Source organism: Feifania hominis (genome assembly GCF_014384765.1).
GTDB lineage: Bacteria > Bacillota > Clostridia > Oscillospirales > Feifaniaceae > Feifania > Feifania hominis.
Map to the genome: position 1 here is coordinate 505,056 of NZ_JACRSP010000002.1, position 15,121 is coordinate 520,176.

Sequence of the window (15,121 nt, forward strand, 5' to 3'; positions counted from 1 at the left end):
ACCGCGCTGCGGTCGGCCTGTCAAGAGCTTTTTGTGAAATTTTTCTCGCTATTTGCAATGTTTATCAACATTTCCTGCAATTTGTACAGAAATCGGGTAAAAATCACTTCCCAGCTTCGTCGAACTGCAACAACCCGCTTTTTTCTTTCATATTTTGTTGACAGCGACCGAATCCTCCTATATAATATCAGGCGTGAACAAAGGCGTTCATCCGTTGGCGGGCGTATCCCCGCTGCCGGATGAACGCCTTTTTCGTCCTGTGCCGCGCGAAAAAGTCTTCCGCGCTGTCACAGAAAACCGGCGGAAACAGGGTGATACCATGCAAAAAGAGGGACAGGTGCGCATCCCATCGGGCTGCGCCATCTCCGGCATATTCGCAAAGGATGCAAGCGCCATCTGCGGCGACCAGATCATCCGCTCCATTGCGACCATGCACGATCGCTCAAACGGTCTGGGCGGCGGCTTTGCGGGCTACGGAATCTATCCGCAGTACCGCGAGTTCTACGCACTGCACATCTTCTACGACTCCCATGCCGCAAAGGACAGCTGCGAGGCTTTCCTCGAGCGCCACTTTGACATTGTGAATCTCTCCAAGATTCCCACGCGCAAGACACCCGCCATCACCGGCGAACCGCTGATCTGGCGGTATTTCGTCATGCCGCTGCACACAAAGCTCGAGAGCAGTCAGCTCGACGAGGCCGAATTTGTCGCGCGCAGCGTCATCCGCATCAATGCCGAAATCAGCGGCGCCTATGTCTTTTCCAGCGGCAAGAACATGGGGGTCTTCAAGGCCGTCGGCTACCCCGAGGATGTGGGCGAATTCTACCGTCTTGACGAGTACGAGGGCTACTGCTGGACGGCGCACGGCCGCTACCCGACCAACACGCCCGGCTGGTGGGGCGGCGCCCATCCCTTTGCCATGCTCGACTACTCGGTTGTGCACAATGGCGAGATCTCCTCCTACGACGCCAACCGCCGCTACATCGAAATGTTCGGCTACCGATGCACCCTGCAGACCGACACCGAGGTCATCACCTATATCATCGACTATCTCGTGCGCCGCTGCGGACTCACTCTCGAGGAGACGGCCGGCGTCATTGCCGCCCCTTTCTGGAGCACCATCGAGCGCCTTGCCGAGCCGCAGCGTAAGCAGCTGACCTATCTGAGAAATGCCTTTCCCAGTCTGCTCATCACAGGGCCCTTTTCCATACTGCTCGGTTTCACCGGCGGACTCATGGCACTCAATGACCGCCTCAAACTGCGCTCCATGGTGGCGGCTGAGCGGGGCAATCTGTTCTATGTCGCAAGCGAAGAGTGCGCCATCCGGGTGCTCGCGCCCGAACTCGACCGGCTGTGGTCGCCGCGCGGCGGCGAGCCCGTCATCGTCCGGCTGCATGAGGGGGTGCAATAATGCCTGTTGATTTCATCTATCCCGACTATGAGGTAGTGCGCAGCGAGAGCCGCTGCACCGTCTGCCGCCTGTGTGAACGCCAGTGCGCAAACGGGGTTCACTCTTTCAGCGAATCACTCGGCAGGATGCAGAGCGATGAGACCCGGTGTGTCAACTGCCAGCGCTGTGTGAGCCTCTGTCCCACAAGGGCGCTTAAAATTGTCAGAACCGACAATACTTATAAGCAGAATGCCAACTGGACGGCAGATGCCATTTCGGACGTCTACCGCCAGGCCGGAACCGGCGGCGTGCTGCTCTCCTCCATGGGGAATCCCCGGGAGCTTCCGGTGTACTGGGACCGGCTTCTGATCAACGCCTCCCAGGTGACCAACCCCTCCATCGACCCGCTGCGCGAACCGATGGAGACCAAGATCACTCTCGGCAAACGGCCGGGCAGAATCGAACGCAATCCCGACGGCAGTCTGCGTGACAATCTGCCGCCCCATCTGACCCTCAATTCCCCCATCCTCTTTTCGGCCATGTCCTACGGTTCCATCAGCTACAACGCCCACGAGAGTCTCGCGCGCGCCGCTGAGGAGCTCGGCATCTACTACAACACCGGCGAGGGCGGCCTGCACGAGGATTTCTACCGCTATGGGCCGCACACCATCGTACAGGTGGCGTCAGGGCGCTTCGGTGTCCACCGCGGTTACCTCGAGGCGGGCGCGGCCATTGAGATCAAAATCGGCCAGGGTGCAAAACCCGGTATCGGCGGCCATCTGCCCGGTTCAAAGATCGTCGGGGACATCTCACGCACCCGCATGATTCCCGAGGGCTCAGACGCCATCTCTCCCGCCCCGCACCACGACATCTACTCCATTGAAGATCTGCGCCAGCTCGTCTACTCCCTCAAGGAGGCGACGGCCTACTGCAAGCCCATCATCGTCAAGATTGCGGCCGTACACAACGTCGCTGCCATTGCAAGCGGCGTCGCCCGCTCGGGAGCCGACATCATTGCCATCGACGGGTTCCGCGGCGGCACCGGCGCCGCACCCTCCCGCATCCGCGACCATGTGGGCATTCCCATTGAACTCGCCCTTGCGAGCGTGGACACCCGGCTGCGGGAGGAGGGAATCCGCGATGAGGTCTGTATCATCGCAGGCGGCAGCATCCGAAGCAGCGCCGACGTTGTCAAGGCCATTGCTCTGGGCGCAGACGCCTGCTACATCGCCACCGCTGCCCTGCTCGCTCTCGGCTGCCATCTGTGCCGCAGCTGCCACGCAGGTCTGTGCAACTGGGGCATCGCCACGCAGCGTCCCGAGCTCACCGCCCGGCTCAACCCCGACGAGGGCTACAAAAGACTTGTCAATTTGGTCACCGCGTGGAATAATGAAATCAAAGAGATGATGGGCGGCATGGGAATCAATTCCATCGAAGCTCTCAGAGGCAACCGTCTCATGCTGCGCGGGATTGGCCTCAGCGAAAAAGAACTCGAAATACTTGGCGTCAAGCACGCCGGAGAGTGAGCCAAACACTCTGTCTTTTACATTTTAACGTCAATTCTGCAGATGGGAGAGAGAATCTATGTTAACAGCTATTGTCGGCATCAACTGGGGCGACGAGGGAAAGGGCCGTATGGTCGATCTGCTCTCGCGTGAATACGACGTGGTCGCCCGCTACCAGGGCGGCAACAACGCCGGCCACACCGTGGTCAACGACCAGGGGAAATTTATTTTAAATCTTCTGCCCTCCGGCATTCTCCGCCCGGAGGTTGTCAACGTCATGGGCAACGGCATGGTCATTGACCTCAAACACCTCTGCGGCGAAATGGACCGGCTGATTGAGGCAGGTGTGCGCATCACGCCGGAAAACCTCAAAATCAGCGAGCGCGCCATCATCTGCATGCCCTATCATGTGCAGCAGGATGTGCTTGAGGAGGATCGTCTGGGCGATGCCAAATACGGCTCAACCCGCCGGGGCATCGGCCCGGTCTACGGGGACAAATATCTGAAAAAATGTCTGCGAATGGGCGATCTGCTCTATCCCGAAACACTCGAGAAGCGCCTTGCCGGCATTGTCGAGTGGAAAAACCTCACCATCCGCGGCGCCTATGGCGCAGACACGGTCAAGGTCAACGATCTGATGAGCTGGCTTTGCAGCTTCGGCGGCCGGCTCAAGCCTTTCATCTGCGATACCGGCCTCTATCTCGACGGCGCCGCACGCGAGGGAAAGAACATTCTCTTTGAGGCCCAGCTCGGCGCGCTGCGCGATATCGACTTCGGCATCTACCCCTACACCTCGTCGTCCTATGTGCTGTCCGCCTACGCACCCATCGGAGCGGGAATTCCGGGGCGCAAGCTCGACCGCTCCATCGGCATCATGAAAGCCTATTCCACCTGCGTCGGAGAGGGGCCTTTTACGGCGGAGCTCTTCGGCGAGCCGGCCGAGCGGCTGCGCGAGGCGGGCGGCGAATACGGCGCGGCAACCGGTCGGCCCCGCCGCGTCGGGCCCTTTGATGCGGTGGCTTCCCGCTACGGTGTGCGGGTTCAGGGCGCCGACTGTCTGGCCCTGACCAAGCTCGATGTGCTGAGCTATCTGAAAGAAATTCCGATCTGCACCGGCTATGAGGTGGACGGTGTGCTCACGCGTGAGTTCCCGTTCGGTGATATTCTGAATACGGCCCGTCCCGTCTTTGAAACCGTCGAGGGCTGGAACTGCGATATCTCCGGCTGCCGGCGGGTAAGCGATCTGCCCCGCGCCGCCTACGACTATATCAAACTGCTCGAAAAGCTCGTCGGCTGCCCGATTCAGTATGTGTCGGTCGGCCCGCAGCGCGAGGCCTATCTCAAAATGTTCTGATTCCACGCGCAGGAGGGATACCCTTTGATTATCGACGCAAATCGCATGCATTTTCAAGCTCTCAACTCCCTGGTCCGCAGCAGCGAAGACCCGGAGATTCAAATTGCAAACTGCCTCGGCCAACGCTACATTGCAAGCGGCCTGTGCGGCCGGACAATCACCGTTTCCGGCACGCCGGGAAACGCGCTCGGCGCCTATCTCGACGGCGGAACGATTCGCGTGCTGGGCAACGCTCAGGATGCGACCGGCGACACCATGAACGACGGGCGCATCTTCATCCACGGCTCGTCGGGCGACGCGACCGGTTACGCCATGCGCGGCGGACGTATCTATGTGGAACACAGCGTCGGCTACCGCGCAGGCATTCACATGAAAGCCTATCAAGACCGGGTTCCGGTGCTCATGATCGGCGGGCGGGCCGGCAGTTTTCTCGGTGAGTACCAGGCGGGCGGTCTGATCGTCGTGCTCGATCTTGACCGGGAGCCGGGCAGTTTCTCGCCGAATTTCTGTGCGACGGGCATGCACGGCGGAAAAATCATTCTGCGCCGCGAGACGGCGCCCGAGGGGCTGCCGCCCCAGGTGACGGCGCGCGAAATGACGGATGCTGACCTGCGGGAGATGGAACCCTGTCTCGAGGAGTTCTGCGCCGAGTTTGGCCGGGACAAGGCTTCGATTCTCGACCACCCCTTTTTCGTGTTGGAACCGGACACAAAAAATCCCTACAAGCAGCTCTACACCCACAACTGACCATTGGGAGGGAACGCCATGAATACCACAAGGAGCGAAGTGCTTCAGTTTGTGCAGGAAAATGACGTCAAGTTCATTCGCCTGGCTTTCTGTGACATCTTCGGCACGCTGAAAAACATCGCCATTATGTCAAGCGAGCTTCCGCGCGCGTTTGAACACGGTATCTCGTTTGATGCGTCAGCCGTGCAGGGCTTTATGAACATTGAGGAGTCGGACCTTCTGCTCTTCCCCGACCCCTCCACCATCACGGTTTTGCCCTGGCGGCCGCAGCAGGGCCGTGTGGCGCGCTTTTTCTGTGATATCCGCCACCCGGACGGGCGCCCTTTCGAGGGGGATGGGCGCACCGTGCTCGGTCACGCCATCGAGCGTGCGGCACAGCTCGGCTACACCTGCAAAATCGGCTCGGAGTGTGAATTCTACCTCTTCGAGCTCGACGCTGACGGGAACCCGACTCTGTGCCCGCAGGACCACGCGGGGTATCTCGACGTCTCTCCCATGGACCGCGGCGAGAACGTCCGGCGGGAAATCTGCCTGTCCCTCGAGGAGATGGGAATTGCGCCCGAGAGTTCCCACCACGAGCAGGGCCCCGGCCAGAACGAAATTGACTTTCACTACGGTGACGCGCTCGCGGCAGCGGACAACCTCGCCTCTTTCAAATCGGTTGTCAAGGCCGTGGCGCTGCAAAACGGCCTCTTTGCGTCGTTTCTGCCAAAGCCGCTGAAAAACGTCAGCGGTAGCGGGCTCCACATCAACATGTCCCTCTTCCGCGACGGGGCGAATATCTTTCGCACCGACGGCGTCACCCACTGCCGGGATGCCGAGAGCTTTATCGCGGGAATTCTGCGCCGGGTTTGCGAGATCACGGTCTTCTTGAATCCCCTGACCAACTCCTACCACCGCTTCGGCAGCTTTGAAGCCCCAAAGTATGTCACCTGGTCGCACCAGAACCGCTCGCCGCTGATACGCATTCCTGCGGCAAAGGGCGAGTATTCGCGCATGGAGCTGCGCTCGGCCGACCCGGCCTGCAACCCCTACTTCGCGTTTGCCCTGCTGATTTTCGCCGGTCTTGAGGGCATACGGGACGGTCTGCCGCTCGGCGAGCCCTCCAACTTTGATCTGCTTCAGGTCGATCTCAGCGGCCGGCGAAAAGAGCTTGAAAAGTTGCCTGAGACTCTGGGGGCGGCGGTCGAGCTCGCCCGTCAGAGCGCCTTTTTGCGCAGTGTTCTGCCCGAGACAACCATTGACAAATACCTCGACAGCAAGCTCGCACAGTGGCGCGAGTACAGCATCGCCGAGGACCGGGAACTGTTTGAGCGCAACACCTATTTTGAAATCATCTGAGTTCTTCGACACATTCACAGCGGGGAGGTGGCCACATGCACAGCGTCCTTTTGGTATCGAGTGCCGGAAAGACAGGCTCGGCGCTCGGCGAATTTCTGCGCTCGTGCTCCTACGGCCGTCTCACATCTGTCTGCTCCGGGGGCGAGGCAAGGCGGCTGCTTCCCTGCTCTGACTTTGAGCTGATTGTGATCAACACCCCTCTCCCGGATGAGTTCGGCCAGGAACTCGCCATGACGGCCGCCGAAAGTACGGCGTCGGGCGTTTTGCTGCTCGTCAAAAGTGAGCTCGCCGACCCTCTGTCTGAAAAAGTGGAGTCCTGCGGGGTCTTTGTTGTGCCAAAGCCTGTATCCCGCCAGCTCTTCTTTCAGGCGGTAAGGCTCGCCGCCGCATCCCGCAGCCGTATCCTCGGTCTACAGAATCGAAATCTTCAGCTTCAGGAGAAGATCGAGGAGATCCGCCTTGTCGATCGCGCCAAGTGCGCGCTGATTCAGTATCTCGATATGACCGAACCCCAGGCCCACCGGTATCTGGAAAAACAGGCGATGGATATGCGCTGTACCCGCAGGGAAATCGCCGAGGCGGTGCTTCGCACCTATGAATCCTGACGGAAAGGAGACGACGGTATGTTTCGTTCCAGCGACAGTTTCGGCGCGGTCGGCGCCGTCGTATCTCCTCTCGCAAGCGGCGTCGGCACCCCCAGCACCAGGGGCGGCTCTGACGCCGCTTCTTCATGAATAAGGCAAAAGGATGTGAAACCATGGTCAGGCCCTTTGTAAAAATGCACGGCTGCGGCAACGACTACATCTACTTTGACTGTCTGCGCGAGCCGCTGCCAAACCCCGAGGCGCTGAGCGTTCGGCTCTCTGAACGGCACTTCGGCATCGGCGGCGACGGCATAGTCCTCATCTGTCCGTCCCATACTGCTGACGCGCGTATGCGCATGTTCAACCTAGACGGCAGTGAGGGCAAAATGTGCGGCAACGCCATCCGCTGTGTGGGCAAATACCTTTATGAGAGCGGAGCCGTCCCCCGCGAGGAGATGTCCATTGAGACCCTGTCGGGCATCCGGCGCCTGCACCTCGCCACGGCGGGCGGCGAGGTGAGCTCGGTGCGCGTCGACATGGGGCGTGCCGAACTTGCGGCCGCACACATTCCGGTTGACGCGGCGGGCTTTGGCGTGGAGCCCTGTGAGCCGGTGATCGGCCGGCCGCTGCAGGTGGGCGGCCGGGAGTTTGCCGTCACCTGTGTGAGCATGGGCAATCCCCACTGTGTGGTATTCCTCGAAGAGGATGTCGACGCGCTCGACCTTGCGCGCCTCGGCCCGCTCTTTGAGTTTCATCCGCTCTTTCCCGACCGGATCAATACGGAATTCTGCAACCCTCTCCCGGGGGGCGAATTTAAAATGCGCGTCTGGGAGCGCGGCAGCGGCGAGACTCTCGCCTGCGGTACGGGTGCGTGCGCATCGGCGGTCGCCGCCTGTCTGACCGGCCGCGCCGAGTGGGGACATGACATCAAAATCCGTCTGCGCGGCGGTGAGCTCACCATTCACTGCACCGACGAGGCCGTCTACATGACCGGCGGCGCCACAACCGTTTTTAAGGGGGAAGTTGAACTATGACAAAGTACATCTTTGTGACCGGCGGCGTCGTGTCCGGTCTTGGCAAGGGGATTACGGCGGCCTCCCTCGGGCGGCTGCTCAAATCGCGTGGGCTCAAGGTAGCCGCGCAGAAGCTCGACCCCTATATCAACGTCGACCCGGGCACCATGAGCCCGTTTCAGCACGGGGAGGTCTTTGTCACCGAGGACGGGGCCGAAACGGACCTCGACCTCGGCCACTATGAGCGCTTCATCGACGAGGACCTCAACAAATACAGCAACCTCACCACCGGCAAGGTCTACTGGAATGTGCTCAACAAGGAGCGAAGCGGCGAGTACCTCGGCGAGACCGTCCAGGTCATCCCCCACATCACAAACGAGATCAAATCGTTCATCTACGCCGTCGGGCGAAAGACCGACGCCGACGTTGTCATCACCGAGATCGGCGGCACCACGGGCGACATCGAAAGCCAGCCCTTTCTCGAGGCAATCCGTCAGATCTCCCTCGAAGTGGGGCGAAACGACTGCCTGTTTATCCACGTGACCCTCGTTCCCTATCTCAAGTCCTCCGGAGAGCACAAGTCGAAGCCCACCCAGCACTCGGTCAAGGAGCTTCGTTCCATCGGCATCATGCCAAACATCATTGTCGCGCGGTGCGACGAGCCCATCGACGCGACCATCCGCCAGAAAATCGCGCTGTTCTGCAACGTGCGGCCCGACTGCGTAATTGAAAATCTCACACTTCCCACGCTCTATGAGGCCCCGATTATGCTTGAGGAACACCACTTCTCCGACATTGTCTGCCGTGAGCTTGGGCTCGACTGTCCTCCCTGCGACCTGAGCGAATGGAATGAGATGCTCCGGCGCATCCACGCGCGCGACAGCCGTGTGACCATCGGCCTGGTCGGAAAGTATGTCAAACTCCACGACGCCTATCTGTCGGTCGCCGAGGCGCTGCGCCACGCCGGGTACGAAAACGGCGCCATCGTCGACATCCGCTGGATCGACTCGGAGAGCATCACAGAGGAAACCGCAGCGCAGCAGCTTCGGGATTGTGACGGCATTCTGGTGCCGGGCGGCTTTGGTGAGCGCGGCATCGACGGCATGGTGATCGCCGCCAACTATGCAAGAGTGAACCACATTCCCTACTTCGGCATCTGTCTCGGCATGCAGATCGCCGTCATCTCGTTTGCGCGGTATGTGATGGGCCTCACTGCCGCGAACTCCAGCGAGTTTTCCCCGAGCGGGCCGGACAGTGTCATCGATCTCATGCCCGATCAGCAGGGAAACCTGCCCAAGGGCGGCACCATGCGTCTCGGGCGGTACCCCTGCGTCATTGTGCCGGGCAGCGTCATGGAACGCGCCTATGGCATGCGTGAGATCGGCGAGCGCCACCGCCACCGCTATGAGTTCAACAACGCCTACCGCGAGCGTATGCAGCAGGCGGGCCTTGCCCTCACTGGCACCTCCCCCGACGGACGGCTGGTGGAGGCCGTTGAACTGCCGGGACACGACTTCTATGTCGGCGTACAGTACCACCCGGAATTCAAGAGCCGCCCAAACAGGGCCCACCCCCTGTTCCGAGAATTTGTTGCGGCCAGTCTCGCAAACCGATAGGAGGCTTCTATGAAAATCAACGAAAACTATTTGAAACTGCAGGACAGCTATCTCTTTTCAACCATCGCCCGGAAAGTGGCCTCTTACACCGCCGCCCACCCGGAGCGCACCGTCATCCGCCTCGGCATCGGCGACGTGACCCGTCCGCTCTGCCCTGCCGTTGTACGGGCGCTCGAGGAGGCCTCCCGGGAGATGGGCACGCCCGAAGGCTTTCACGGCTACGGCCCCGAACAGGGCTACGACTTCCTGCGGGAGGCCGTCGCGCTCTACTACAGCTCCCACGGCGTGACGCTCTCAGCGGATGAGATCTACATCTCAGACGGGGCAAAGAGCGATCTTGGCAACATCCTCGACCTCTTTGACGCCGACAATCGCGTGCTCATACCCGATCCGGTCTACCCGGTCTATGTCGACACCAACATCATGGCGGGGCGGGAGATCGTCTTTCTTGACGCAAACGCCTCAAACGGCTTTCTCCCCATGCCGGACGATGCCGTGCAGGCTGATCTGATCTACCTGTGTTCGCCGAACAATCCCACCGGCGCTGTCTACAACCACGCCCAGCTCAAGGCCTGGGTTGACTATGCGCTTCAAACCGGCGCCGTCATCCTCTTTGACGCGGCTTATGAGTGCTTTGTCGGGGATGGACTGCCCCACAGCATCTTTGAAATCGAGGGAGCGCGCGGCTGCGCGATTGAGTTCTGTTCACTGTCCAAGACCGCCGGCTTCACCGGCACGCGCTGCGGCTACACGGTTGTGCCGCATGAGCTGCGCTGCGCCGGCGTTTCTCTGGGCAGTCTCTGGCTGCGCCGCCAGACCACCAAATTCAACGGCGTGCCCTACATCGTGCAGCGCGGCGCCGCCGCGGTCTTCTCGCCCGAGGGCCGCCGCGAGATTGAAGAGAATCTGCGCTACTACCGGGACAATGCCCGCATCATGGCAGACGTTCTGCGTGAGATGGGTGTCTGGTTTACCGGCGGGGCATATTCTCCCTATCTGTGGCTGCGCTGCCCGCGCGGACTCTCCTCCTGGGAGTACTTCGATCAGCTCCTCGAGCAGGCAAACGTAGTCGGCACTCCAGGTGCGGGCTTCGGCCGCAACGGCGAGGGCTACTTCCGCCTGACCGCTTTCGGAGAGCGCGGCGCCACCGTTGAGGCCATGGAACGCATCCGCAAAATGGGATAGAGCGAAACAGAGCGCCCCGGGCAAATGCCCGGGGCGCTCTCAACAGTGTCATGACTATTTGATTCCTCTCAGACGCGGTCGCCGAGGCTGGTATAGGGCTGGTTGCTCATCACGGTCTTATAGGCCGGGCGGATGATACGACCGCCGGTCTGAAGCTCCTCAAGGCGGTTTGCCGCCCAGCCGGTGATGCGCGCAATGGCGAAGATCGGCGTGAACAGCTCCATGGGAATGTCGAGCATCTGATAGACGAGACCCGAGTAGAGGTCCACATTGGCGCAGACCGGCTTTGTGGAACCCTTGACGGTTCGGAAGACCTCGGGGGTCAGCCGCTCGACGGCATTGAGAAGCGTGAAGTCGTCCTCAAACCCCTTCTGCACGGCGAGATCGTGCGCGCCGCCGCGCAGTATTTCGGCGCGGGGGTCGCTGAGCGTGTAGACCGCGTGGCCCATGCCGTAGATCAGGCCGCTTCCGTCGCCTGCCTCCCGGTTGAGGATTTTCGTCAGGTAGCGGGCGATCTCCTCGTCGTCATGCACGTCCTTTACATGCTCTTTCATGTCGTGGAACATCTCCATGACTTTGAGGTTGGCCCCGCCGTGCAGCGGGCCCTTGAGCGAGCCGACCGCCGCCGCCATGGCGGAGTAGGTATCGGTGCCGGTCGAAGTGAGAACCCGCGCGGCAAAGGTCGAGTTGTTGCCGCCGCCGTGGTCCGCGTGCAGCATGAGCGCAAGATCCAGCGTACGCGACTCAAGCTCGGTGAACTGGTTGTCGCGGCGCAGCGCATAGAGAAAGTTCTCCGCTGTCGACAGCTCGCGCTGGGCGTAGTTGATACTCATGCTCACCTTGTCATAGTAGTACTTTTTGACCTGGTAGGCCCGCGTGACGATGATCGGCAGCCGCGCCACAAGCTCGATGGACTGGCGCAGGACATTGGCGAGCGTCAGCTCCTCGGCGCGCTTGTCAAAGGCGTAGAGTGAGAGGATGGAGCTCTGGAGCTTGTTCATGATGTTTGGGCTCGGGGAGTTGATGAGCACATCCTCTGTGAAGTGTTTGGGCAGTTCGCGGCACTCGGCGAGGATGTCGATGAACTCATCGAGCTGCTTTGCCGTCGGCAGCTTGCCGACGAGCAGCAGATACGCCACCTCCTCATAGCCGAAACGGTTGTCCGCCAGGCAGTGGTCGACAATGTCCTGGATGTTGATGCCGCGGTAGGTCAGCTCGCCCGGCACGGGCATGACGTCGCCCTCATTGAGCAGATAGCCGTGCACGTTTGTGATGAGCGTCACTCCGGCGACCACACCGGTGCCGTCCTTGTTGCGCAGCCCGCGCTTGACGTTTACATTTTGGTAGTGCTCGGGCAGAATGATGTTGTTCTCCCGGTACTCCTGGCAGAGCATGTCAAGATATTCCGGCGGTACCTTGCTGTCTTTCAAAGCCATGTTCCTCACGCCTTTCCGCGTTTGATTCAGAATAGTATCATTATAGTGTGGTAAATTGCGTTTTGCAATAGAAAAATTAAATATTTCATATTTGTTTCAAATCTGGCGCCTATTTCCCAGTTATAAGAACATATTTGCAAGAGATAAATAAAATTTTGCATAATTTTTATTTGGTTTAGGACCATTTTATAGTGAATATTCACAGTCCCGTCATGGGCGGGACAATCCCTGCATATACTGCAGGGAGAGGATGTGATGTTTTGAGAGGACGAAGCCGCAGGGCTATTTTGTTCATGCCGCTGATCACGCTCGCCGCTGGGCTGATCTTTCCGCTCTTTGTTCTGTTCCAGATGGGCCCCACACGCGCCCAGGCGGCCGAGAAGCCGGCTGACGACTCAAGCGGCGACACAGCCCCGGTCATCAGCCAGACGGCGCAGCCGGTCGCCGGCACGACGGACGGTGTGACCATTGCCGTCTACTTCCACGAGGAGGACGAGATCCGCGAGGTAGCGCTCGAGGAGTATCTGGTCGGCGTCGTCGCAGCCGAGATGCCCGCCGCCTACCACGAGGAGGCGCTCAAAGCTCAGGCTGTAGCCGCGCGCAGCTATATCTTAAACAAGCAGACTGAGCTTGAGAAAAACCCCGACCGTGACAACGGCCACATGGGGGCAGTTGTCTGCACCAATTACGCCCACTGCAAGGCGTGGTGCTCCGATGAGGAGTGCCGCGAAAAGTGGGGCGACTCCTTTGTCAAGTACTACACAAAGATTGCCTCGGCCGTGGCGGCGACAAGCGGCGAAGTCATGCTCTATGACAGCCAGCCCATCTGCGCGGTGTTTCACGCCATGTCGTCCGGCATGACCGAGGACTCGGAGAATGTCTGGGGAGGGGAGCTTCCCTACCTGCGCAGCGTGGAGAGCCCCGGCGATCTCGAGGCGGACAATTTTATCACCACCGTGACCGTACCCGACAAGGAGCTCAAAGCAAAGCTCATGGAGGCCGATCTCGGCATCGACTTCTCGGGGCACCCGAGCGAGTGGGTCACCATGGTCAATCTCACCGACGCGGGAAATGTCGACACGGTCAAGATCGGCGGCGTCCTCGTGCCGGGCAAAAAGTTCCGCTCGCTCTTCTCGCTGCGTTCGACGAGCTTCTCCCTGAGCTACAACTCGGATGACAAGCTCTTTACTTTCACGGTCAAGGGCTATGGCCACGACGTCGGCATGAGCCAGACCGGCGCAAACTACTACGCCAAAAACGGCATGAGCTACCGGGATATCCTGACCCATTACTATACGGGCGTGGAATTCGGAAAAAGGTAAAATTCGACATTGACAAACAAAAAAAAGCGTGCTATTATTACCACAATCAAAAAACCGATGACCGAGAAGAGTAGGTCGGGAGAGCTGTTTTCAGAGAGCCGCAGGCGGTGAAATTGCGGCAGCGGGCGCCCGGCACGAATGGACTCGCAAGGTGCGGGACGAAAGGCCATGGCCGAGTAGTGCCCGACGGGGAATCCGCCCGTTACCAGTGGAACGCATATGATTGTATGCGATGAGAGGGCGCGCAAGCGTCAAATTGGGTGGTACCGCAGAAGCGATTGACAGAGCTTTTGTCCCAGTGAAAACTGTGACAAAGGCTCTTTTTATTATGTCTGGAGGCAGAGGATGAACACGTACCAATACAGCGCCGCGCTGCGATGGCGAAGCTCCCTTAATGGTATAAAATAACACAATTTGTACAGGGGGTAATATTATGACTTTCACACCAATCATGGCGTTTGCCTTTATCGCGCTGACCTTTATGGTGGGCGACTACATTGCGCTCAAAACCAGAGGCGTCGTCTCGACCTTTATCACAGCCATCGTGGTATTCATTCTCTTCGGCAGCGTATTCAAGCTCATTCCGTCCAATATCATGGAGCTCTCGGGGCTCACAGCCCTCATTCCGACTTTCGGCATGGTGTTGATTCTGACCAATCTCGGTTCCACGCTCGACCTCAACGAACTCAGACGCGAGTGGAGGACAATCCTCGTCTCGCTCGGCGGAGTGATCGGCATCGTGGTGCTCTGCTTCACAGTCGGCCAGCTTCTCTTCGGCCGCGAGCAGGCGCTCGCCTCCATCGCTCCGATCTCGGGCGGCATCGTCGCGACCATGATCTCATCGGATGCGGCCAACGCCGCCGGACGCACTGACATTGCCGCCTTTGTGTCGGCGATCATGGCCATTCAGATTATGATCGGTCTGCCGATTGCCTCTTTCTGCCTGAAAAAGGCGGCGAACAACTTTGTCAAAAAGGGACTTCACAAAACCGCCGGCACCGGCACGGGCAGACGCATCGACCTGCGGCTGCTGCCCCGGACGCCGAAGTCGCTCGACGTGCCGACCGCCCACTTCGCGCGCCTGGCCATTGTCGGCGCAGTCGCCCAGGTTGTGGCGTCGCTGACCGGCGTCAACGCCACCATCTGCTACCTGCTCTTCGGCGCTCTGTGCGGCGCCGTGGGGATCATCGAGAAAAACAGTCTCAAGGCAGCCGGGGGCGACGGCATCATGCTGCTGGCGACCTACGCCTACTGCTCGATGAGCTTTGTCACCATGACTTTCTCCCAGTTTGCCGAGATTCTGGCGCCCGTACTCGGGCTTTTGATTGTCGGCGCAGTGGGTGTGGTGATCTTCTCCTCGCTTGTCGGCCTTCTCTTCAAATGGGATCCCTTTCTCTCCATTGCGACCGGCATCAGCTGCATGTTTGGCTATCCCGTGACCTATGCAGTCGCCACGGAGGTTGTCACCGGCACCACATTCGGCAAGGACTTCACCCCCGAGGAGGAGAGCCGCCTGACCGACTATCTGCTGCCGAAGATGCTCATTGCGGGCGTCACTTCCGTCAGCGTCGTATCCGTCATCCTTGCGGGCATCATCGCCCCCATGATCTTCTAAAGGAGGGTTTTTC

Annotated in this window: 12 protein-coding genes and 1 other annotated feature; of the genes, 11 read left to right on the forward strand and 1 reads right to left on the reverse strand. The window is 59.7% G+C overall.

From position 1 onward, the window contains the following. Window positions 1–319: 319 nt before the first annotated feature. From H8695_RS05850 to H8695_RS05890, 9 genes are all read left to right on the forward strand, one after another. Window positions 320–1,411 (forward strand): class II glutamine amidotransferase, encoded by a 1,092-nt coding sequence (locus H8695_RS05850; RefSeq protein ID WP_249299970.1) that lies wholly within the window; start codon window positions 320–322, stop codon window positions 1,409–1,411. Further along, on the forward strand, window positions 1,411–2,916 hold the full coding sequence (locus tag H8695_RS05855) for a glutamate synthase-related protein (RefSeq protein ID WP_249299971.1): 1,506 nt from the start codon (window positions 1,411–1,413) through the stop codon (window positions 2,914–2,916). Before H8695_RS05850 ends, H8695_RS05855 begins: the two co-directional genes overlap by 1 nt. 58 nt (window positions 2,917–2,974) lie before the next feature. After that, on the forward strand, window positions 2,975–4,249 hold the full coding sequence (locus H8695_RS05860; protein WP_249299973.1) for an adenylosuccinate synthase: 1,275 nt from the start codon (window positions 2,975–2,977) through the stop codon (window positions 4,247–4,249). 24 nt (window positions 4,250–4,273) lie between these two features. Then, window positions 4,274–4,996 (forward strand): GltB/FmdC/FwdC-like GXGXG domain-containing protein, encoded by a 723-nt coding sequence (locus tag H8695_RS05865; protein WP_249299974.1) that lies wholly within the window; start codon window positions 4,274–4,276, stop codon window positions 4,994–4,996. A gap of 18 nt (window positions 4,997–5,014) precedes the next feature. After that, a complete protein-coding gene (locus H8695_RS05870; RefSeq protein ID WP_249299976.1) occupies window positions 5,015–6,337 on the forward strand; it encodes a glutamine synthetase family protein in 1,323 nt (440 codons plus the stop codon). 35 nt (window positions 6,338–6,372) lie between these two features. Beyond that, window positions 6,373–6,942, forward strand: a complete 570-nt coding sequence (locus H8695_RS05875) for an ANTAR domain-containing response regulator (protein WP_249299977.1) — start codon at window positions 6,373–6,375, stop codon at window positions 6,940–6,942. A gap of 125 nt (window positions 6,943–7,067) precedes the next feature. Continuing rightward, window positions 7,068–7,955, forward strand: a complete 888-nt coding sequence (gene dapF, locus H8695_RS05880) for a diaminopimelate epimerase (RefSeq protein WP_249299978.1) — start codon at window positions 7,068–7,070, stop codon at window positions 7,953–7,955. Then, complete coding sequence (pyrG, locus tag H8695_RS05885; RefSeq protein WP_249299980.1) at window positions 7,952–9,550, forward strand: CTP synthase; 1,599 nt, start codon at window positions 7,952–7,954, stop codon at window positions 9,548–9,550. Before dapF ends, pyrG begins: the two co-directional genes overlap by 4 nt. A gap of 9 nt (window positions 9,551–9,559) precedes the next feature. Continuing rightward, window positions 9,560–10,735: an LL-diaminopimelate aminotransferase gene (locus H8695_RS05890; RefSeq protein ID WP_249299981.1), complete on the forward strand. Its 1,176-nt coding sequence runs from the start codon at window positions 9,560–9,562 to the stop codon at window positions 10,733–10,735. A gap of 68 nt (window positions 10,736–10,803) precedes the next feature. Here the strand turns inward: H8695_RS05890 and H8695_RS05895 are convergent, their stop codons facing one another. Further along, on the reverse strand, window positions 10,804–12,171 hold the full coding sequence (locus tag H8695_RS05895; RefSeq protein WP_249299983.1) for a citrate/2-methylcitrate synthase: 1,368 nt from the start codon (window positions 12,169–12,171) through the stop codon (window positions 10,804–10,806). A 260-nt stretch (window positions 12,172–12,431) separates the two neighbouring features. Here H8695_RS05895 and spoIID point away from each other — a divergent pair, with 260 nt between their 5' ends. Beyond that, entirely contained in the window at window positions 12,432–13,493 is a 1,062-nt protein-coding gene (gene spoIID, locus H8695_RS05900; RefSeq protein WP_249299984.1) for a stage II sporulation protein D, read from the forward strand. A gap of 48 nt (window positions 13,494–13,541) precedes the next feature. After that, window positions 13,542–13,794, forward strand: a binding site (T-box leader). A gap of 132 nt (window positions 13,795–13,926) precedes the next feature. After that, the gene (locus H8695_RS05905; RefSeq protein WP_249299985.1) at window positions 13,927–15,108 is read left to right on the forward strand and encodes a hypothetical protein; all 1,182 of its coding nucleotides are present in this window, start codon (window positions 13,927–13,929) and stop codon (window positions 15,106–15,108) included. Window positions 15,109–15,121 lie beyond the last annotated feature (13 nt).

What these genes read in the sequence shown, in the direction of transcription:
- H8695_RS05850 (WP_249299970.1), top strand. Translation starts at nt 320, where the DNA reads ATGCAAAAAGAGGGACAGGTGCGCATCCCATCGGGCTGCGCCATCTCC.
- H8695_RS05855 (WP_249299971.1), top strand. Translation starts at nt 1,411, where the DNA reads ATGCCTGTTGATTTCATCTATCCCGACTATGAGGTAGTGCGCAGCGAG.
- H8695_RS05860 (WP_249299973.1), top strand. Translation starts at nt 2,975, where the DNA reads ATGTTAACAGCTATTGTCGGCATCAACTGGGGCGACGAGGGAAAGGGC.
- H8695_RS05870 (WP_249299976.1), top strand. Translation starts at nt 5,015, where the DNA reads ATGAATACCACAAGGAGCGAAGTGCTTCAGTTTGTGCAGGAAAATGAC.
- H8695_RS05875 (WP_249299977.1), top strand. Translation starts at nt 6,373, where the DNA reads ATGCACAGCGTCCTTTTGGTATCGAGTGCCGGAAAGACAGGCTCGGCG.
- dapF (WP_249299978.1), top strand. Translation starts at nt 7,068, where the DNA reads ATGAATAAGGCAAAAGGATGTGAAACCATGGTCAGGCCCTTTGTAAAA.
- pyrG (WP_249299980.1), top strand. Translation starts at nt 7,952, where the DNA reads ATGACAAAGTACATCTTTGTGACCGGCGGCGTCGTGTCCGGTCTTGGC.
- H8695_RS05890 (WP_249299981.1), top strand. Translation starts at nt 9,560, where the DNA reads ATGAAAATCAACGAAAACTATTTGAAACTGCAGGACAGCTATCTCTTT.
- H8695_RS05895 (WP_249299983.1), bottom strand. Translation starts at nt 12,171, where the DNA reads ATGGCTTTGAAAGACAGCAAGGTACCGCCGGAATATCTTGACATGCTC.
- H8695_RS05905 (WP_249299985.1), top strand. Translation starts at nt 13,927, where the DNA reads ATGACTTTCACACCAATCATGGCGTTTGCCTTTATCGCGCTGACCTTT.